The organism is Nocardioides sp. NPDC006273 (assembly GCF_040613495.1).
GTDB lineage: Bacteria > Actinomycetota > Actinomycetes > Propionibacteriales > Nocardioidaceae > Nocardioides.
In genome coordinates this window covers 121007-140367 of sequence record NZ_JBEXSD010000004.1, presented here as the reverse complement: position 1 = coordinate 140367, position 19361 = coordinate 121007, and the positions used below count along the sequence as shown (strand labels likewise).

General features: G+C 67.0%; 17 protein-coding genes and 1 tRNA gene. 9 read left to right on the top strand and 9 right to left on the bottom strand.

Annotated features, from left to right (window positions below; genetic code table 11):
- Positions 1 to 231: 231 nt before the first annotated feature.
- Genes ABZZ22_RS03550 through rpmH form a run of 5 tightly spaced genes read right to left on the bottom strand, consistent with a single transcriptional unit; the run spans position 232 to position 2579 of the window.
- Positions 232 to 738 carry a R3H domain-containing nucleic acid-binding protein gene (locus ABZZ22_RS03550; RefSeq protein WP_354926870.1) on the bottom strand — a complete coding sequence of 169 codons (507 nt, stop codon included), beginning with the start codon at positions 736 to 738 and terminating at the stop codon, positions 232 to 234.
- Between the two features lie 11 nt (positions 739 to 749).
- Positions 750 to 1739, bottom strand: coding sequence for a membrane protein insertase YidC (gene yidC, locus ABZZ22_RS03545; protein ID WP_292649569.1), 990 nt, complete (start codon positions 1737 to 1739; stop codon positions 750 to 752).
- Positions 1740 to 1742: 3 nt separating this feature from the next.
- A complete protein-coding gene (yidD, locus tag ABZZ22_RS03540) occupies positions 1743 to 2066 on the bottom strand; it encodes a membrane protein insertion efficiency factor YidD (RefSeq protein ID WP_354926864.1) in 324 nt (107 codons plus the stop codon).
- On the bottom strand, positions 2063 to 2416 hold the full coding sequence (rnpA, locus tag ABZZ22_RS03535; protein WP_354926862.1) for a ribonuclease P protein component: 354 nt from the start codon (positions 2414 to 2416) through the stop codon (positions 2063 to 2065). The genes yidD and rnpA overlap by 4 nt, the downstream gene beginning before the upstream one ends.
- Positions 2417 to 2441: 25 nt before the next feature.
- Positions 2442 to 2579 carry a 50S ribosomal protein L34 gene (rpmH, locus tag ABZZ22_RS03530; protein ID WP_091044043.1) on the bottom strand — a complete coding sequence of 46 codons (138 nt, stop codon included), beginning with the start codon at positions 2577 to 2579 and terminating at the stop codon, positions 2442 to 2444.
- Positions 2580 to 3122: 543 nt separating this feature from the next.
- On the opposite strand from rpmH, the gene dnaA reads away from it, so the two are divergent.
- The 3 genes from dnaA (at position 3123) to gnd (ending at position 7777) form a co-directional block, all read left to right on the top strand.
- Positions 3123 to 4868 carry a chromosomal replication initiator protein DnaA gene (gene dnaA, locus ABZZ22_RS03525; protein ID WP_354926859.1) on the top strand — a complete coding sequence of 582 codons (1746 nt, stop codon included), beginning with the start codon at positions 3123 to 3125 and terminating at the stop codon, positions 4866 to 4868.
- 787 nt (positions 4869 to 5655) lie between these two features.
- A complete protein-coding gene (gene dnaN / locus ABZZ22_RS03520; protein ID WP_183542400.1) occupies positions 5656 to 6795 on the top strand; it encodes a DNA polymerase III subunit beta in 1140 nt (379 codons plus the stop codon).
- Between the two features lie 91 nt (positions 6796 to 6886).
- Positions 6887 to 7777 carry a phosphogluconate dehydrogenase (NAD(+)-dependent, decarboxylating) gene (gene gnd, locus ABZZ22_RS03515; RefSeq protein WP_354926857.1) on the top strand — a complete coding sequence of 297 codons (891 nt, stop codon included), beginning with the start codon at positions 6887 to 6889 and terminating at the stop codon, positions 7775 to 7777.
- A 45-nt stretch (positions 7778 to 7822) separates the two neighbouring features.
- On the opposite strand, the gene ABZZ22_RS03510 is transcribed toward gnd, so the two are convergent.
- A complete protein-coding gene (locus ABZZ22_RS03510) occupies positions 7823 to 8269 on the bottom strand; it encodes a DUF2752 domain-containing protein (protein WP_354926855.1) in 447 nt (148 codons plus the stop codon).
- The gene (locus tag ABZZ22_RS03505; RefSeq protein ID WP_354926853.1) at positions 8244 to 8666 is read right to left on the bottom strand and encodes an NINE protein; all 423 of its coding nucleotides are present in this window, start codon (positions 8664 to 8666) and stop codon (positions 8244 to 8246) included. Before ABZZ22_RS03505 ends, ABZZ22_RS03510 begins: the two co-directional genes overlap by 26 nt.
- 29 nt (positions 8667 to 8695) lie before the next feature.
- Between ABZZ22_RS03505 and recF the strand changes: the two genes are divergently transcribed.
- The 5 genes from recF to ABZZ22_RS03480 all read left to right on the top strand — a co-directional run bounded on the left by recF (position 8696) and on the right by ABZZ22_RS03480 (position 16162).
- Positions 8696 to 9856, top strand: coding sequence for a DNA replication/repair protein RecF (recF, locus tag ABZZ22_RS03500; protein ID WP_354926851.1), 1161 nt, complete (start codon positions 8696 to 8698; stop codon positions 9854 to 9856).
- Entirely contained in the window at positions 9849 to 10421 is a 573-nt protein-coding gene (locus ABZZ22_RS03495; RefSeq protein ID WP_354926849.1) for a DciA family protein, read from the top strand. The genes recF and ABZZ22_RS03495 overlap by 8 nt, the downstream gene beginning before the upstream one ends.
- 353 nt (positions 10422 to 10774) lie before the next feature.
- Positions 10775 to 12838: a DNA topoisomerase (ATP-hydrolyzing) subunit B gene (gyrB, locus tag ABZZ22_RS03490; RefSeq protein WP_354926868.1), complete on the top strand. Its 2064-nt coding sequence runs from the start codon at positions 10775 to 10777 to the stop codon at positions 12836 to 12838.
- A 49-nt stretch (positions 12839 to 12887) separates the two neighbouring features.
- Entirely contained in the window at positions 12888 to 15587 is a 2700-nt protein-coding gene (gyrA, locus tag ABZZ22_RS03485) for a DNA gyrase subunit A (RefSeq protein ID WP_354926847.1), read from the top strand.
- Positions 15587 to 16162: a DUF3566 domain-containing protein gene (locus ABZZ22_RS03480; protein WP_354926845.1), complete on the top strand. Its 576-nt coding sequence runs from the start codon at positions 15587 to 15589 to the stop codon at positions 16160 to 16162. The genes gyrA and ABZZ22_RS03480 overlap by 1 nt, the downstream gene beginning before the upstream one ends.
- A gap of 65 nt (positions 16163 to 16227) precedes the next feature.
- Here ABZZ22_RS03480 and ABZZ22_RS03475 read toward each other — a convergent pair whose 3' ends face one another.
- A complete protein-coding gene (locus ABZZ22_RS03475) occupies positions 16228 to 17211 on the bottom strand; it encodes a type IV toxin-antitoxin system AbiEi family antitoxin domain-containing protein (RefSeq protein ID WP_354926843.1) in 984 nt (327 codons plus the stop codon).
- Positions 17212 to 17367: 156 nt separating this feature from the next.
- Here ABZZ22_RS03475 and ABZZ22_RS03470 point away from each other — a divergent pair.
- Positions 17368 to 17444: transfer RNA gene (locus tag ABZZ22_RS03470), tRNA-Ile, on the top strand.
- A 945-nt stretch (positions 17445 to 18389) separates the two neighbouring features.
- Here ABZZ22_RS03470 and ABZZ22_RS03465 read toward each other — a convergent pair.
- Positions 18390 to 19319: an MBL fold metallo-hydrolase gene (locus ABZZ22_RS03465; protein ID WP_354926841.1), complete on the bottom strand. Its 930-nt coding sequence runs from the start codon at positions 19317 to 19319 to the stop codon at positions 18390 to 18392.
- Positions 19320 to 19361: the final 42 nt, after the last annotated feature.

Here is a 19361-nt window from a genome sequence, read left to right as displayed (position 1 = left end):
GGCGTACGGCGGAGAACTCCGCTGCCTACCTGCTGCCGCACCTGGACGCTGCCCAGCGGCTGCTCGACGTCGGCGCCGGGCCGGGGGCAGCCACGAAGAGGTCCTTGCACGACCGCGAGGTCGTGGTCTCGACAGGCTCGACCACCGATCCCCCGTTCCACGTGAAACACCCGCACAAAGAGATCGCCCCTCGTGCCACACGGCACGAGGGGCGATCTCTTTGTGTCAGCGTCAGTCAGGCAGGACGACCACGTAGCGCCGCGGCTCCACACCGGAGGACTCAGAGGTGAGGCCGGCGGCGGCGACGGCGTCGTGCACGACCTTCCGCTCGAAGGGCGACATCGGCTTCAGTGAGACCGGGGCTCCGGACTCCTTGACCTTCGCCACGGTCTCCTCGGCGAGCGCCATCAGCGTCGAGCGACGGTCGGCGCGGTAGCCACCGATGTCGAGCATCAGGCGGGACCGCTCGCCGGTCTCACGGTAGACCGCGAGCCGGGTCAGCTCCTGAAGGGCGTCCAGGACCTCCCCGTGACGACCGACCAGCTGCTGCAGGTCTCCCCCGACGATCGAGACGGCGGCACGGTCGCCCTCGACGTCCATGTCGAGGTCACCGTCGAGGTCGGCGATGTCGAGGAGCTCCTCGAGGTAGTCCGCCGCGATGTCACCTTCCTGCTCGAGCTGCTTGAGGCGCGTCTCTTCGCTGACCGCCTCCACAGTCTCGACCTCGGTCTCGCTCACATCCTGAGTCGTCACTTGGTTCCCCCGTCCTTCTGGGTCGTGGAGCGACCGGCGGTCGTGCCGGCCTTCTTCCGCTGGCTCCTGGTCTGGTTCTTGGGCTGGTTGCGCTGCACCGGACGCTTCTCGGTGACCGTCTCCTCGGCTTCGACGATGTCGATCTCCGCGTCGGTCATGCCCTTCTTCTTACGCTTGGCCCGGTCGCGCTCCTGCTTGGCGTCGAAGGCCGGCGTCCCCGGCGCGGGGTTGTTGCGGATCACGTAGAACTGCTGACCCATCGTCCACAGGTTGGAGGAGGTCCAGTAGAGGATCGTTCCGACCGGGAAGGCGATACCACCGACGGCGAACACGACAGGCAGTACATAGAGCAGCAGCTTCTGCTGCTGCGCGTACTGCCCGGTCATCGCGTCGGCAGGCATGTTCTTCGACATCAGCTGGCGCTGGGTGAGGAAGGTCGTGGCGATCATCGCCAGGACCAGGAACCCGGTGAGGAAGTACGTGCTGATGTGGTCGGCCGTCGTGAACTGGTCCGAGAGCAACGAGCCGAGCCAGGTCGAGCTGGCGAACTCGTGGGCGTCGGCGTCGCTCAGGAAGCCCTTGCCGTCACCGTTCGAGGCGTGCTCCAACATCCGGAACAGCACGAAGAAGATCGGCATCTGCAGCAGCAGCGGCAGGCAGGACGCGAACGGGTTGGTGCCCGAGTCCTTGTAGAGCTTCATGGTCTCGGCGGCGAGCTTCTCGCGGTCGTGACCGTACTTCTTCTGCAGCTCCTTGACCCTCGGCTGCAGCAGCTGCATGTTCCGGCTCGACTTGATCTGCTTCACGAACAGCGGGATCAACAGCGCGCGGATGGTCACGGTCAGACCGACGATGGCCAGCGCCCACTGCCAGCCTTCGGACGGAATGACGTACGAGAACGCCTTCTGCCACACGAGCAGGATGCCCGAGATGGCGTAATACAGCGGTGTTGCGATCCATCCGAACAGATCGCCTATGGCTCCCACGGATCAGGCTCCTCGTTGTCGGGAGTCCGCACTTACACGGACAAGGTCTTCAGGGTCTCTTGGATTCTTCGGGGGTGGCACGGGATCGAAGCCCCGAGTCTTGGCCCAGGGGACGCAACGGGACAGACGGCGCACCGTCAGCCAGCTCCCGCGCCAGGGGCCGTGCGTCTTGACGGCCTCGAGCCCGTACGCCGAGCACGACGGGTAGTAGCGGCACACATCGCCATACAGCGGACTGATGAGCGTCCGCCACACGTGGAGCATTCCGACCAGGACGTACGTCAGCAGGCGGTCGAGCTTGTCGAGACCACTCCGCACGAAGCTCATGACAGCACCCGCGCGAGACAACGCCTCAGATCGGTGCCGAGGTCGTCGTACGAAGCGCCGGCTGCAGGGGGAAGTGCACGGACCACAAGCACAGCAGAGCCCGGGAGTCCGCTCAGGGACTCCCGGGCCTGATGACGCAGTCTGCGTTTCACGCGATTCCGGACGACGGCCGGACCGACGGCCTTGCTCACCACGAAGCCCACCTGCGGCTCGCGCTCCTCAACGGCATCGATGCCGGTGTCAGGGACGATCAGGTGGACCACCAGGCTCTTCGAGCCCGCGCGCTTGCCTCGTCGTACCGCTTCTTTGAAGCCCGACGAATCGACCAGTCGGTGGCGACGTGGCAGCACGCGCGTGGTGGCTGAGGCCGGGGCCTCAGACGGTCAGGCTCTTGCGACCCTTGCCGCGGCGCGCAGCGAGGATCGCGCGGCCGGCACGGGTGCGCATGCGCAGGCGGAAACCGTGCGTCTTGTGACGGCGGCGGTTGTTCGGCTGGTAAGTACGCTTGCTCACGGGTGCTTCCTTAGTTGGTGTGGTGTGGTGGCCGGTCGCTCGTCCGGCACGATTGGGGTCGCCCTCGGTGGATCCAGGCGGGCCGATTCAACAAGCACCGCCCGTCCGCGCCCCGACGAGGCGTGGACATGCGGCACCCGTAGACCAGGTGACCTAGCAACGGTACGTGGACGGCGAAACCACGGTCAAACCCGCGCCCTATCACACCCCTGTGATTCACCCTCCACCTGTGGAGGACGGCTTGCCCGGGACCGCCGCCAGCCGGTAACTTCGTCCTCTACCGAGGTTTCCCTGCACATCGCCAGGAGCTTCGGCCGCATTCGGGGGGATGCCACGCTGGGATCTTATTTTCCCACCTGACCTGCCGATACGGTCGGATTCTCGCGGACGGCAACGTGTCTCGGTTGGTCTCCGATGCCTACATTCGGGGATGCTCCACAGCTTGTGGAAAAGTCTGTGGAGGATGTAGACCAGACCGCTGCATCAATCCAGGCTGCATCAGTACAAGACCACCACCCGATCCATCAGGGAAGGCAGGAACCTGTGGAGCACTCCGGCCTCGCGCCAGAACCACAGCCAGATCTCCAGTCCGCATGGACGCGGGTGGTCGCCGAGCTTCCGCCTAACCAGCGCGCCTGGCTCCGAGACAGCGAACCGCTCACTCTGCACGGGTCGACCGCGATCGTCGAGGTCCCCAACGACTTCACCCGCAACCAGATCGAAGGCCGTCTGCGTGGCTCCCTGGAGAAGTCGCTGGGCGAGATCTTCCATCGCGAGATCCGCATCGCGGTCACCGTGAACCCTGACCTCGACGTCACGCCCGATCCCGACACCCAGGCGATCATGATCTCCGAGCGGGAGATCGCCGCGGCAGACGCTGCCGCCGCTGCTGCCCTTCAGCAGCAGACGGCCTTCCCGGGCCAGTCGGCGTACCCCAGCCAGACGGCCTTCCCGCATCAGTCGGTCTACCCACCCAACGCGCCGGGCCTCATCCCCGGCCCGCCCCCTGCCGGGCCACGCGAGGAGCCGGAGGCGCCCGCGGCGTACGCCGGTCCGCAGGCCCCCATCGCGCCGCCGCCCACTCAGCAGCCGGCCCAGCCCGCGGGGAACGACGACGTACGCCCCGGCTATGGCGATATGTCGACAAATCCCCCGCGTCCTCCCGTGGCCCCTGTCGAGGAGCCGGTCCCACCGCGGCCGCTCGTCCCTGGTCCGCCGACCCGACCGAGCGAGCCCAACCACAACGTCCTCGAGACCCGGCTGAACCCGAAGTACACCTTCGAGACGTTCGTCATCGGGTCCTCCAACCGGTTCCCGCACGCGGCCGCAGTCGCGGTCAGCGAAGCACCGGGCAAGGCCTACAACCCGCTGCTCGTCTACGGCGAGTCAGGTCTCGGCAAGACCCATCTGCTGCACGCGATCGGCCACTACGTCCGGAGCCTCTACTCCGGGGCGAAGGTGCGCTACGTCAGCTCGGAGGAGTTCACCAACGAGTTCATCAACGCGATCCGCGATGACCGGCAGGACCGGTTCAAGCGGCGCTACCGCGATGTGGACGTCCTGCTGATCGACGACATCCAGTTCCTGGAGGGGAAGACCCAGACGCAGGAGGAGTTCTTCCACACCTTCAACACGCTCCACAACGCCAACAAGCAGATCGTGCTGACCTCCGACCGTCCGCCCAAGCGGCTCGAGGCGCTGGAGGACCGGCTGCGCAACCGGTTCGAGTGGGGTCTGATCACCGACGTCCAACCGCCCGACATCGAGACCCGCATCGCGATCCTTCGCAAGAAGGCGGCGATGGAGCGGCTCACCGCACCGCCGGACGTGCTCGAGTTCATCGCGAGCAAGATCCAGACCAACATCCGTGAGCTCGAGGGTGCGCTGATCCGGGTGACCGCGTTCGCCAACCTCAACCGGCAGGACGTCGATCTGACGCTGGCCGAGATCGTGCTCAAGGATCTCATCCCCGACGGTGGCGAGCCGGAGATCACTGCCGGCCTGATCATCGCCCAGACCGCGGCCTACTTCGGGCTGTCGATCGACGAGCTCACCGGACCGTCGCGCGGGCGTCACCTCGTCATGGCCCGCCAGATCGCCATGTATCTGTGCCGTGAGCTCACCGAGGACTCTCTGCCCAAGATCGGCAAGCACTTCGGCGGCCGCGACCACACCACGGTGATGTACGCCGAGCGGAAGATCAACCAGCTCCTCGCCGAGCGCCGCGCGGTCTTCAACCAGGTCTCCGAGCTCACCAACCGCGTCAAGATGCAGGCGCGCCAGGCCTAGACCCGGACGTACGCAGGCAGCGACCACCACCGGTGGTCGAGCTTGTCGAGACCACCCCGTGAGTCACGGTCGGGGGGTCTCGACAGGCTCGACCACCGGTTCTTTCCGTGGTCTCGACGGGCTCGATCGCTGGCTTCTGTGTGCCTCAGGTGGTCTCGCCAGGCTCGACGGCCGGTGCCTTGCGGCGTCTCCCGAGGCTCGTCCACAGGCGCCTCGTCCGCGTTTTGGGATTTCCAAAACCCACAGACCGAGATTTCCCGAGGTTCTCCCAAGGTTCTCCACAGCCCACAGGTTGGGCGAAACCTGTGGAGAACCGGCCGTTCAAATGGGATGGAAAAGGGGATGGCCTGTGCACAAAACACTCAGAAGTCCCGACGGCTCTCCACAGCCCACAGTGACGTGCGTCATTTCAGCAGGGCGTCCACACCCCCTGTGGAATCATATTTGCGGCTGCCACCTGGGAAGACGTGCTTCATCCACATTTCCCACAGATGCTCTTACGACGTACGAAACTATTTAATCCACGGATCCTCGGTGAAATTCCACGAGCGCCCTTCCCTGGGGACAACTCGCTCGGCCATCCGAAGTCCACAGGCACGCCTGTGCAGAGCCGAGACGGCTGAGCGCTTACCGGTTGTCGGCGGTCCGTGGCAGGATGCGTACTCCAGGTCATGTCAACGCGGGGGCGTTCCGGAACCGGTGGCGTCTTCCCCTCAAGGTTCAAGCACAGCCCGGACCGCATGTCCCCAAACGCCCCGATGTCGAGTTAGAAGAAGGACAGGTCATCGTGAAGTTCCGCGTCGACCGCGACGTGTTCGCGGATGCCGTCGCCTGGGCTGCCCGCAGCCTTCCGGTCCGCCCCAGCACCCCGGTGCTCTCCGGCCTCCTGATCGAGGCGGGTCACGAGGGCCTGATGCTCTCGACCTTCGACTACGAGACCTCAGCGCGAGCGACGCTCTCGGCCGAGGTCGCCGACGAGGGCAAGGCACTGGTGTCGGGCAAGCTGCTCGCCGACATCTGTCGCAGCCTCCCGGCCAAGCCGGTCGAGATGGTCACCGACGGATCCCGCGTCTCGCTCACCTGCGGGAGCGCGAGGTTCAGCCTGCAGACGATGCCGGTCGAGGACTACCCGACCCTGCCGGAGATGCCGACCGCGGCCGGCACCGTGAAGTCGGAGCTGTTCGCCCACGCCGTCGCCCAGGCCGTGACCGCCGCCGGCCGCGACGACATGCTCCCGGTCCTGACCGGCGTGCGGCTCGAGATCGAGGGATCCACGATCTCGCTGCTCGCCACCGACCGCTTCCGGCTCTCCCACCGGGAGCTCGAGTGGAACCCGGCGACCCCCGACGAGAGCATGGCCGCGCTGGTGCCGGCCAAGGTGCTCGGTGACACCGCCAAGTCGCTGACCAGCGGCAGCGAAGTCACCCTCGCGCTGTCCACCACCGGCACCGGTGAGGGGATCATCGGCTTCGAGGGCGCGGCCGCGGGTGGCGTACGGCGCACCACGACGCGCCTGCTCGACGGCGAGTTCCCGAAGGTGCGCAGCCTGTTCCCGGCCGAGCACCTCACCACCGCGCTCGTCGACAAGGCCTCCTTGATCGAGTCGGTCAAGCGCGTCGCGCTGGTCGCCGAGCGCAACACCGCGGTCCAGATGGTCTTCGAGGACGGCGTCCTCACCCTCGACGCAGGCTCCGGCGACGAGGCCCAGGCGTCCGAGTCCATCGAGGCGACCATGGAGGGCGAGGGGCTCACCACCGGGTTCAACCCGCAGTTCCTCCTCGACGGGCTGCAGGCCATCGATCAGCAGGTCGTCGAGCTCGCCTTCACGCAGGCTCCGAAGCCGGTGGTGATCAGCGGCAAGCCGGCCGAGGGCGGCGAGGAGCCGGGGTTCCGCTACCTGCTGATGCCGCGGCGCCTGCTCTCCTGACCTTCTCTCGCTCACCCCTCGCTCGTAGGGTGGTCTCGACAAGCTCGACCACCGGTATTGAGCTCGACCACCGAATCTGAAGGAATCTCGCATGCACATCGGACTCGTCGGCCTCGGCAAGATGGGTGGCAACATGCGCACCCGGCTGCGGGAGGCTGGCCACACCGTCGTCGGATACGACCGCAACCCGGATCTCGCCGACGTGGCGAGCCTCGCGGAGATGGTCGAGGCGCTGCCCAGCCCGAAGGTGGTCTGGGTGATGGTGCCGGCGGGCGAGCCGACCCGCTCCACGATCGCCGAGCTCAAGGAGCTCCTCGGCGAGGGCGACCTGGTCGTCGACGGCGGCAACTCGAAATACACCGACGACGCCAAGAACGCCGAGAGCCTCGCTGAGCAGGGCATCGGCTTCGTCGACTGCGGTGTCTCCGGTGGTGTCTGGGGTCTCCAGAACGGCTACGCCCTGATGTACGGCGGCTCCGATGAGAACGCCGCCAAGGTGATGCCTGCCTTCGAGGCGCTCAAGCCGTCCGGCACCGAGGACGGCCTGGTCCACTGCGGCTCGACCCCCGGGGCCGGCCACTTCTCCAAGATGGTCCACAACGGCATCGAGTACGCGATGATGCAGGCCTACGCCGAGGGCTGGGAGCTCCTCGACAAGGTCGACATCGTCGACAACGTCCCGGAGATCTTCGCCTCGTGGCGGACCGGAACGGTCGTACGTTCCTGGCTTCTCGATCTTCTCGTCGAGCAGCTGCGCGCCGACGAGCACCTCGACAAGATCAGGGGCTACGCCGACGACTCGGGCGAGGGTCGGTGGACCGTCGAGGCCGCGATCGAGAACGCCGTCCCGATGCCCGCGATCTCGGCCTCGCTCTTCGCGCGGTTCGTCTCACGGCAGAAGGACGATCACGCCATGAAGGCGGTTGCCGCGATGCGTAACGGGTTCGGTGGGCACGCGGTGATCTCGGAGTCCGAGGCCTGAGGGTTCCGCGGTTGGTGAGGGTGGTCTCGACAAGCTCGACCACCTTTAGATGGGGTCTACGACTCCGGCGAGGGTGAGGATCAGGCGCGCTGCACCGTAGGTGAGGAAGAGCGCGAAGGTCCCGAGCACGATCGGGTTACGGACGAGATTGTCCAGGTCAGCGGGGCGTTTCCCGGCCGAGCGGGCGCGCACGGAGGTGACGACCAGGGCGATGACCGCCAGGATGAGGACCGGGCCGAACCAGTTGCTGGCCAGCGCCGGGCCGACGTCGCCGTGCATCAGGTAGACCCACGACCGGGTCAGGCCACAGCCCGGGCAGGGCAGGCCGGTGAGCGCACGGAACGGGCAGAGCACCGGGCCGTCCTCGATGCCGCCGGCGGGCAGGAGCGTCGCGATCGCGATCCCGCCGACGCCGATGGCGGCGGTGATCTCCGTGGAGCTCACCGCCGCGAAGCGCTGACGCAGGTCAGGCGAGGGGTTTGCCGTCGACATCCGGGAACTTTCTCACGATGATCAGGATGAGGTCGATGATCGCCCAGACGCCGAAGCCACCACAGGTGATCAGCTTGAGAATGCCGAGCCCGATCTGCCCGACGTAGAACCGGTCGATTCCGAACCCACCCAGGAAGATCGAGAGCAGCAGCGCGACGAGCCACTCCCGGCTCGAGAAGACACCCGGCACCTGTTTCACGGGAAACCACTGCTGGTCGGTGCCGAGGCTGGCCGGGGTGTCGGACTTGATCTGGCCCGCGGCCGCCATGTGAGCGAGCTGCTCGACCGGGTACGGCCCGTGGACCTGGCCCATCACCGACAGATAGAAAGGCCCTGCCGGTGCGCCGTAGGCGGGTTGCCCTGGAGGCGGGCCGTAAGGGTTGGGAGACTGGGTCATGCAGGCACCTTAACGAGAGAGGAAACCCGATGTACGTCTCACACCTCTCTCTTCACGACTTCCGCTCCTATCAGAGCGTCGAGGTCCCGCTCGAGGCAGGCGTGACGGCCTTCGTCGGACGAAACGGTCAGGGCAAGACGAACCTGGTCGAGGCGATCGACTATCTCTCCCGGCTGCAGTCCCACCGGGTCGCCACCGACGCACCCCTGGTCCGGGCCGGTGCCGACCAGGCCGTCGTGCGCGCCGCGGTGGTGCGTGACGGTCGCACCGCGACGCTCGAGGTCGAGATCAACGCGGGCCGTGCCAACAAGGCCCGGATCAACAGGAGCCCGCTCCCCCGCACCCGTGACCTGGTCGGGGTGGTCCGCACCGTCGTCTTCTCCCCCGAGGACCTGACCCTGGTCAAGGGGGATCCCTCCGACCGGCGGCGGTTCCTCGACGACCTGATGATCCTGCGCTCCCCCCGCCTGGCCGGGGTGCGCAGCGACTACGACCGCGTCCTGAAGCAACGAAACTCGCTCCTCAAGACCGCCGGCCTCGCGCGTGGCTCCGCCCGAGAGGGTGCGCTGGCCACCTTGGCCGTCTGGGACGAGCACTTGGCAACCATCGGCGCCGAGATCCTCGCTCAGCGACTCTCTCTCGTCGAAGCCTTGAAGCCTTACGTCGGCAAGGCCTACGAGACGGTCGCCCGCGGTGCCAGCCGGGACGACGCCGAGATCACCTATCGATCGGTGGTCGAGGTGGTCGAGCCTGTCGAGACCACCCCGCCGGTGGAGACTCTTCGCCAGACGATCCTGTCCGAGCTGGCAAGACGCCAGAAGGACGAGCTCGACCGGGGCATCAGCCTGGTCGGCCCCCACCGTGACGACCTGCTGCTGCACCTGGGCCACGGCGCCGGCGCCGAGCGCCTCCCGGTCAAGGGCTACGCCAGCCACGGCGAGTCCTGGTCCTTCGCGCTGGCGCTCCGGTTGGCTGCGTACGACCTGCTGCGGGCCGACGGCGACGACCCGATCCTGATCCTCGACGACGTCTTCGCGGAGCTCGACAGCCAAAGGCGTGTCCAGCTGGCCGAGTTGGTGGCCGACGCCGAGCAGGTCCTCGTCACCGCCGCGGTCCCCGAGGACGTACCTGCCGCGCTCGCCGGCGCCCGCTACCACGTCACGGCCGGCGAGGTGACCCGCGATGAGTGACGAGCCGGTGGTCGAGCCTGTCGAGACCACCGCCGAAGGCGGTGAGGAAGAACCCGAAAAGCGGCCCGACGGCCTAGACCTAGCCCGCTCCCTGACCCGGGCCACGGCCAAGATGCCCGCCCAGAAGGCAGGGACGAGGAAGAAGCGGCGTACGCGGCTGGACAACGCCACCCGACGAGGCACGGTCTCCGGCGCCCGACCCGACGACCGTGACCCCCAGATGATCGAATCGGTGGTCAGCCGGATGGTCGACGACCACGGCTGGGACACCTCGCTGCGGGTGCACGGCGTGATGGCCCGATGGGCGGACATCGTCGGCGAGGAGATCGCCGACCACACCACCCCCGAGTCGTACGCCGACGGCAAGCTGTCCGTGCGCACCGACTCGACCGCGTGGGCCACCCAGCTCAAGCTGCTCGCGCCGACCCTGGTCAAGCGCCTCAACGAGGAGCTGGGTCATGGGACCGTCCTCATCATCGAGGTTCTCGGCCCCCATCTGCCCTCGTGGAAGAAGGGGCCTCGGGGCCTACGCGACGGTCGCGGGCCGCGCGACACCTACGGCTGAGGCCGAGGCGCGGCCACTCGTGAACACGTGTTCGAGGCGCGGCGCGTGAGCCGCGATCTGCCGCTCTAAGCGTCCCGAGGACGTATAGGGACTCACCGAGCCCCCTGCTGAGGGCGCAGAGACACCGTCAGGAGACGCACAGACGCTCATTTCGATCACAGTTCCCCCTCAGGATGGGCCGCCTGCGTGGAATCCGGGGTTCTACGGGGTATTATGGGGATTGGGTCGACCGTCCTAGGTGCCACTACCCGGCGCAGGTCGGCCCGCTGCATGCCCGACCGACACCATGTCCGATTCCGGACCGAAATGACAGGTGGATCGCACCGGTGACCGCTGCCGACCAGACGACTCCCATGCCGGACGACGAGACCGTAGACGGAGTCGCATACGACGCGTCTGCCATCCAGGTTCTCGAAGGGCTCGAAGCGGTCCGCAAACGACCGGGTATGTACATCGGCTCGACCGGGGCCCGGGGACTGCACCACCTGATCTGGGAGATCGTGGACAACGCGGTCGACGAGGCCCTCGCCGGCTACTGCGACACCATCCAGGTGACGCTGCGCGAGGACGGCTGGGTGAGCGTCTCCGACAACGGCCGAGGCATCCCGACCGACACCGCGGCCGGCCAGGACATCCCCGCCGCGACCCTGGCGCTGACCGTGCTGCACGCCGGTGGCAAGTTCGGCGGAGGCGGCTACAAGGTCTCCGGTGGTCTGCACGGCGTGGGCTCCTCCGTGGTGAACGCGCTCTCGACCAGCCTTCACATGGAGATCAAGAACCGGGGCCGGTTGTGGGAGCAGCAGTTCACCAGCGGCGTACCCGACTACGACCTTCGTGAGGTGCGCGAGCTCGAAGAGGGCGAGCGCACCGGCACCACGATCTCGTGGAACGCGTCGAGCGACATCTTCGAGTCGACCGAGTACAACCTCGAGACGATCTCGAGTCACTTCCGCGAGACCGCGTTCCTGAACAAGGGGCTGCGGATCGAGCTGCGCGACGAGCGGCCGCAGGCGTCCGCGATCGCCGAGGCGGTCGAGGACGGCACCGTCGAGCAGGACACCGACGGCGCCGACGAGCTGCACAGCTCCGGCAACGGTGAGCGGGTCCTGGAGCAGTCCTTCTACTACGAGCGCGGTCTGGCCGACTACGTCGACCACCTGAACAAGCGCAAGACGCCGGTCTCGAGCATCATCGCCTTCGAGACCGAGACCGACCACAAGGCGTCCAACCCGATGAGCGTCGAGATCGCGATGCAGTGGCAGGCGTCCTCGTACAACGAGTCGGTCCACACCTTCGCCAACACGGTCAACACCCCCGGCGGCGGCACCCACGAAGAGGGCTTCCGTGCCGCGCTCACCACCCTGATCAACCGCTGGGGCGAGGAGTGGGGCCAGATCAAGAAGAAGGAGGACCGGCTCACCGGTGACGACATCCGGGAGGGTCTCACCGCGATCATCTCGGTGAAGATCAGCGAGCCGCAGTTCGAGGGTCAGACCAAGGACAAGCTCGGCAACACCGAGGTCAAGGGCTTCGTGCAGGGCGCGGTCAACGACCGCCTCGGCGCCTGGCTGGAGGAGAACCCGGCCGAGGGCAAGGAGATCATCCGCAAGTCGATGGCTGCCGCCTCGGCTCGGATCGCCGCCCGCAAGGCCCGCGACCTCGCCCGCAACCGCAAGGGCATCGGCGGCGGTGGCGGCCTGCCCGGCAAGCTCGCCGACTGCCAGTCGACCAACCCCGAAGAGTGCGAGATCTTCGTCGTCGAGGGTGACTCCGCGGGCGGCTCGGCCAAGTCCGGCCGCGACCCGCGCATCCAGGCGATCCTCCCGATCCGAGGCAAGATCCTCAACGTCGAGAAGGCGCGGATCGACAAGGTGCTCGCCAACCAGGAGGTCCAGTCGATCATCTCCGCGCTGGGCACCGGCGTCCACGACGACTTCGACATCAACCGGCTGCGCTACCACAAGATCGTGATGATGGCCGACGCCGACGTCGACGGTCACCACATCAACACGCTGCTGCTGACGCTGCTGTTCCGGTTCATGAAGCCGCTGATCGAGCAGGGCTACGTCTACCTCGCCCAGCCGCCGCTCTACCGGCTGCGCTGGAACAAGCCGGCCGAGCACGAGTTCGTCTACTCCGACTCCGAGCGCGACGCGCTCATGCGCGACGGTCTCGAGCAGGGCAAGAAGTTGCCCAAGGAGAACGCGGTCCAGCGCTACAAGGGTCTGGGCGAGATGAACGCCGACGAGCTGTGGGAGACCACGATGGACCCGTCGCAGCGACTGCTGCTCCAGGTCACCCTCGAGGACGCCGCTCACGCCGACGAGATCTTCTCCATCCTCATGGGTGAGGACGTCGCCGAGCGACGCTCCTTCATCCAGCGCAACGCCAAGGACGTCCGATTCCTCGATATCTGAGTCTCGCCGAGGCCCGAGATACCGATAGACGCATGCAGAAAGTGAAATCGTGACCGACACTCCTCCGGAAGGCCCCGGGCAGACCGCTGCCGGCGGCCGGATCGAGACCATCGAGCTGCAGTCCTCGATGCAGGCCAGCTACATCGACTACGCCATGGCCGTCATCGTCGGCCGGGCGCTGCCTGACGTACGCGACGGGTTGAAGCCCGTCCACCGCCGGGTGCTCTATGCGATGTACGACGGGGGCTACCGCCCCGACCGCGGGTTCTCCAAGTGCGCCCGTGTCGTCGGTGAGGTCATGGGTAACTACCACCCCCACGGCGACTCGGCGATCTACGACACCCTGGTCCGGCTCGCGCAGCCGTGGGTGCTGCGCAACCCGCTGATCCACGGCCAGGGCAACTTCGGCTCGCCCGGCAACGACCCGGCCGCGGCCATGCGTTACACCGAGTGCCGGATGGCGCCGCTGGCGCTGGAGATGGTCCGCGACATCACCGAGGACACCGTCGACTTCGGTCCCAACTACGACGGCCGCTCCCAGGAGCCGGCCATCCTGCCGGCGCGGTTCCCCAACCTGCTGGTCAACGGCTCGGCCGGCATCGCGGTCGGCATGGCGACCAACATCCCGCCGCACAACCTGCGTGAAGTCGCCTCCGGTGCCAAGTGGGCGCTCGAGCACCCCGACGCCACTCGTGAGGAGCTCCTGGACGCGCTTCTCGAGCGGATCAAGGGCCCCGACTTCCCCAACGGCGCGCTGATCGTCGGCAACGAGGGCATCCAGCAGGCCTACCGCACCGGTCGTGGCTCGATCACCCAGCGTGCGGTGATCGAGGTCGACGAGGACAAGTCGGGTCGTACGAACCTGATCGTCACCGAGCTCCCCTACATGGTGAACCCGGACAACCTCGCCCAGAAGATCGCCGACCTGGCCGACACCGGCAGGGTCCAGGGCATCGCGGACGTCAAGGACAACACCTCATCCCGCACCGGGCAGCAGCTCGTGGTCGTGCTCAAGCGTGATGCGGTCGCCCGCGTCGTACTCAACAACCTGCTCAAGCACACCGAGCTGCAGACCAACTTCTCCGCCAACATGCTGGCGCTGGTCGACGGGGTGCCGCGCACCCTGACCCTCGACCAGTTCATCTCCCACTGGGTCGAGCACCAGATCGACGTCATCCGGAGGCGTACGGCATTCCGGCTGCGCAAGGCGGAGGAAGACGCCCACATCTGGCGCGGTCTGGTCAAAGCGCTCGACCAGCTCGACGCGGTCATCGCGCTGATCCGCTCCTCCCCCGAGGTCGACGACGCCCGCCAGGGCCTGATCCGGCTGCTCGAGATCGACGAGATCCAGGCCAACGCGATCCTCGACATGCAGCTGCGTCGTCTCGCGGCGCTGGAGCGGCAGAAGATCGTCGACCGCCTCGCCGACCTCGAGGTCATCATCGCCGACCTCGAGGACATCCTCGCCAACGTCGCCCGCCAGCGTCGGATCGTCGGGGAGGAGCTCGAAGAGATCGTCGCGAAGTACGGCGACGACCGCCGCACGCAGATCATCGCGGCCGACGGGGACCTCTCCATGGAGGACCTCATCCCCGACGAGGAGCTGGTCGTCTCGATCACTCGCGGTGGCTACGCCAAGCGCACCCTCGCGGGTGAATACCGCACCCAGAAGCGCGGCGGGAAGGGCGTACGCGGCGCCACCCTGCGCGGCGACGACGTGGTCGAGCACTTCATCGCAACCACCAACCACCACTGGCTGCTCTTCTTCACCACTGCCGGCCGGGTCTACCGGATCAAGGCCTACAACCTGCCCGAGGCGGCGCGTGACGCCAAGGGTGGGCACGTCGCCGGGCTGCTCTCGTTCCAGCCGGACGAGTCGATCGCCCAGGTGCTCGCGATCCGCGACTACGACCAGGCGCCCTACCTCGTGCTGGCCACCCGGTCCGGTCTGATCAAGAAGACCCGTCTCGCGGACTACAACTCGCCTCGTCAGGCGGGTGTCATCGCGATCAACTTCCGCGAGGACGACGACGAGCTGATCGGCGCCGAGCTGGTCAACTCCGAGGACGACATCCTGCTGGTCTCCCGCAAGGGCCAGGCGATCCGGTTCCGCGCCGACGACGGTCAGCTGCGCCCGATGGGTCGAGCGACGTCGGGTGTCACCGGCATGAAGTTCCGTGAGGGCGACTCGCTGCTGTCGATGTCGGTCATCCGGGCCGAGCACGTCGCCGCCGAGATCGCGGCCGGGCTCTCCGAGGCCAACGAGGACACCGCCGACGTCGCGGCTCCCGTCTCGGGCGCCGAGTCGCCGGACGAGGTCAAGGAGCAGTTCGTCTTCACCATGACCGACGGCGGTTTCGCCAAGCGTACGAAGATCTCCGACTACCGGCTGCAGTCCCGCGGCGGTCTGGGCATCAAGACGATGGCTCTGGCCAACGCCGACCGCGGCGGCCTGGTCGGCGCGTTCATCGTGGTCGACGGCGACGAGATCCTCTCGATCACCGCGACCGGTCAGGTCGTACGCAGCCCGATCAACGCCGACTTCCGCGCCACCGGTCGCTCCACCCAGGGCGTCAAGTTCGTCTCACCCAAGAAGGGCGACTCGGTCGCTGTCGTGGCCCGTTCCATCGAGGCCCGTGAGGTCGACGATGAGGCTGTCGCCGGGACAGAGGTTGCAGATGATGTCACAATCGGTGAAGACGGCGAGCACGGAGCGTCGTCCGAGTCGACCACGGAAGATGAATCCTGATGACGGACCGCACCGCCGACGACACGACCGGGGGAGTCGCGATGACCGAGCGGAACGAGACCGCACAGCCGGTGACCCAGCGCCTCACTGGCACGGTCGCCAACGCGGCCAGTGAGTTCAAGCGCACGACCTCGGCAGCCGCCTCCGCGGTGGCCTCGACCGCCCGCACCTCCGGCCCTGCCGGTGCGGAGCGGGCCGCGGCCGGCGGGTCGTCGCGCCGAGCCCGGCTGAGCTTGAGCCGGATCGACCCTTGGTCGGTCATGAAGATGGCCTTCCTGCTCTCGATCGCGCTCAGCGTCGTGGTGATCGTCGCCGTCTTCGTCATCTGGTCGGTGCTCGGTGCCGCCGGCGTGTGGGACGCGATCAACCAGGCCGTCAAGGACGTCGTCGGTGACTCCAGCGCCGGCTGGAACGTGCAGGACTATCTCGGCCTCTCCCGCATCATGGGCTTCACCATGGTCGTCTCGGTGGTCAACATCGTCCTGATGACGGCGGTAGCGACCCTGTCCGCCTTCCTCTACAACATGGCCGCCGCGCTCCTGGGCGGCGTCGAAGTCGAGCTCACCGAGAACTGAGCCCGACGAGAGTCTGCAACCTGGGGAGGGTAGTCCGAGCACTGTTCGGACAGCCCTCCCCAGGTTCATTCGTGCAGGCGGCAGTTCTCCCCACAGCGCCGCACCTTCCCGTTCCAGCCGGCCCTGGTGAGGATCCGTCCCACGCGAGCTGCGGTCTGGCACGGGGTGTCGAACACCTGGTGAAACCGCAGTCTCGCGGTAACCGCTCCCAGCTCCGCCAGGTCGTCCAACGTACGGTCCGCATCTCGGGCCTGATCGCGCCAGGAGTCGTGGCCTAGCGCGCCGTCGAGCTCGACCACCAATGCGTACCCCTCGTACTCGACGTCGCGGAACTGGTTGCCTGATGCGCCGATCCGCGGCGACTGGCGCCGTCCCGCCGGGAGCCCATGAGCCCGCTCGATCTTCGTGAGGTAGCCGTGCTCGAGCACCGAGTGCGTGCCGGTGGCGAGGTCATCCACCAACCCTTGGATGAGCTTGCGGCGGCGTAAGGAGTGTGCGCGGTTCAGGGCCTTCTGAAGGGTGGCCGCAGTGACAAAGGACCGGCTTGCCGCCTCAGCGACCCGTGCGATCGCCTCGATCTCGGACCCGGCCTCGTGTGCCATGGCCAGTGCGTTGTCCTCGACCTTGAGACGCGGCGGCGTGCCTCCGTACGCTTTCAGCTTCAGGTCGCGCATCCGGTGGATGACGATGCCAGGCTGAGTCATCACCTTGCGGGAGTGGTCGATGGCGACGTGGATCGGCCGTCCGGCGTCGCGCCCTCGCGGCGCTTCGAGGCTCTCCCTGCAGAGCAGAGCCGGAGCGGCGTAGAGCACTGCGGCCCAGGCACGTTGCTCCCAGGTGAGCGGTCCGGTGTGGTCGACATAGACGCGCGGGTGCACTCGGCGCAACTCGTTGTGGCGTACGGCTCTCTCGATGTCGATCCTGCTGAGGCCGCCTGCGGTGAGCTGAGCGTAGGTGGTCACGCCGTCCTGCATCCGCCTCTGAGCATCGAGCATCCGCGCCGCATCCTCACGCGCATGGCGTTCCCGCAGGTCCTCCGAGTCGGACATGTTGGAACTCTAACCCTGGGGGAAGTCTGTCCGAACCAGGCTCGGACAGAATTCCCCAGGGCCGCCGAGGTCTCATCGTTTTGGTTCCCTGGGGAGCTGCCGGGTAATGTTTCGTCTCGCCCGCTGGTAGGGGCTTCCACCCTCCAGTTGGCGCCTGCGCTTATAGCTCAGACGGTTAGAGCACCACACTGATAATGTGGGGGTCGGAGGTTCAAGTCCTCCTAAGCGCACCACTCGTTTCCGCAGGTCAGAGGCTCCCATCGGGGGCCTCTTCCTCGTTTTGAGGGTCATTTTCGTCGGATATCTCCAGGGTGTTCCGAGGATCCGGTTGGACGCTGCGTCCGCCGTACCGGAGATCTTCTCGAGAGAAGACCCTCTGCCGACTCAGGGTGCTTTGCGTGCTCCTCCAATCAACGCCGGACAAGACGAAGAGGGCGCCCAGTCCGTAGACCGAGCGCCCAAGTCGCCTGAGAACCGCCTGTCCAGAGCGACCGTCCAAAGCACACCTAGACGATCGAGCAGTTACGACGTTGGCAGCTGCAGGCTGGACGGCGAGCTCGTCTCACACGCGTAGCTCGGAAGCGGTGCAGGTCATCAGCCCGTCCGTAACTGACGGCTGTCCTGCCGCCCATCCACAGCGGATGTCGTAACCGTTGCGCCGTGCGTTTGCAGAGAATGCGGAGCCGCTGAACACCTGAGTGCCGGACGGATTGGAGATCGACGCCGTCACCGAGCATGCGGAGCGGTCCAAGCACGTCTTGCTGGCTCGTCTGCTGGGGAGGCCGGTCACATGACGAACGACGTCGGCGCTGACGTAGATAGAGTCTTGGGTGCGAGCACAGGTGACGCGGTACGTCATCTTCACGGTAGAGCTCGAGTACCACCAGTTCGAAACATAGCCACGACAGTTGTCGCGGTTTCCGGTGTCGGCACTTGCGGTGGAGGGCGAGGCTAGAAGCGCGGCACAGGCCATCAGAACGATCATGATCCCAGCCGGGATCCTTCGGGAGTTCACATCTGGTCCTTTCATGGATGGTCGATGATCCCGTCCCGTTCACGTCATGAGGGATGCACAGGACCTGGGTATTCTCGCGAGCCACTGGACCATCCGGTTCCCGTACCGTTCCCGCACCTCCTACTAGGTGAGGCCGGCAGAACGGAAGCTGGTACAGGCGGTCCTAGAGCCGGCTGGACGCGTCGTGGTCGTGGGTGGGGACGACCCGCATCAGGTGACGGGCCAGGTGCAGGCGGTGCAGGGTGGCGAAGGCGGCGTCTCGGTCCTCATCCACGAGGTCGCCGGGGAAGGCCGGTTTCTGTCTGATCAGGTCGACCTGGTCGTAGTGCCAGGCGGCGTCGCCGGCGATGAGGACCCAGCCCGACGGGGTGCGGGCGAGGACACCGATGCTGCCCGGCGTATGGCCGGCCAGCTCGACCAGCAGGACGGAGCTGTCGCCGAACAGGTCGTGGGATGCGGTGAAGGTCGCGACGGGCGGGCCGTCGAGGTCGTACGTCTCCACCGCCCGGCCGTCGGTCAGCGCCGGGCGCACTCCCCCGACGGGAGGCCGGCCAGGGCCGAGGATCCAGTCGCGCTCGATGGTGCGCAGGCGCACCGGAAGGCCGGGGAGGTCCAGGAGGCCGCAGACGTGGTCCCAGTGTGCATGGGTGGGGAGGGCGAAGTCGGGCTGGATCTGCGCCGATCGGAGCGATTCGACGGTGGGGATGGTGCCCACCGGAGGCGCCACGAGCCGACGAAATAGGACCGGGAACTCGGTCAGGACCCGGCCGGGTGCGTCGCGGCAGTAGGAAGGGTCGACGACGAACGTCGCCTCGGGGTGGATGACGATGAAGCAGGTCATCGCGTTGCGTACGCGCCTGTGCAGGCCCGCGCCTTCGATGAGGCCGCCGGCCGGGAGGCTGCGTGGCACCTGAGGCATCGTGCGTACCGTCACCGTGCGCTCGCCCCGAGGCAGGCCGGTGTCGGTGATCGAGGCGAGAAGGCGCTCGTCCGGGCGCCGTGGACGCAGCAGGCCGCGCCCGAATCCGCTCATGGCACCGATCAGCTCTCGGGAGGTCGGCGTGGCCGGAGAAGCAGTGGGGTCGCTCGTCACACCAGCAACGTACCGACCATCGGGCGGTACGCCATCCGTCCA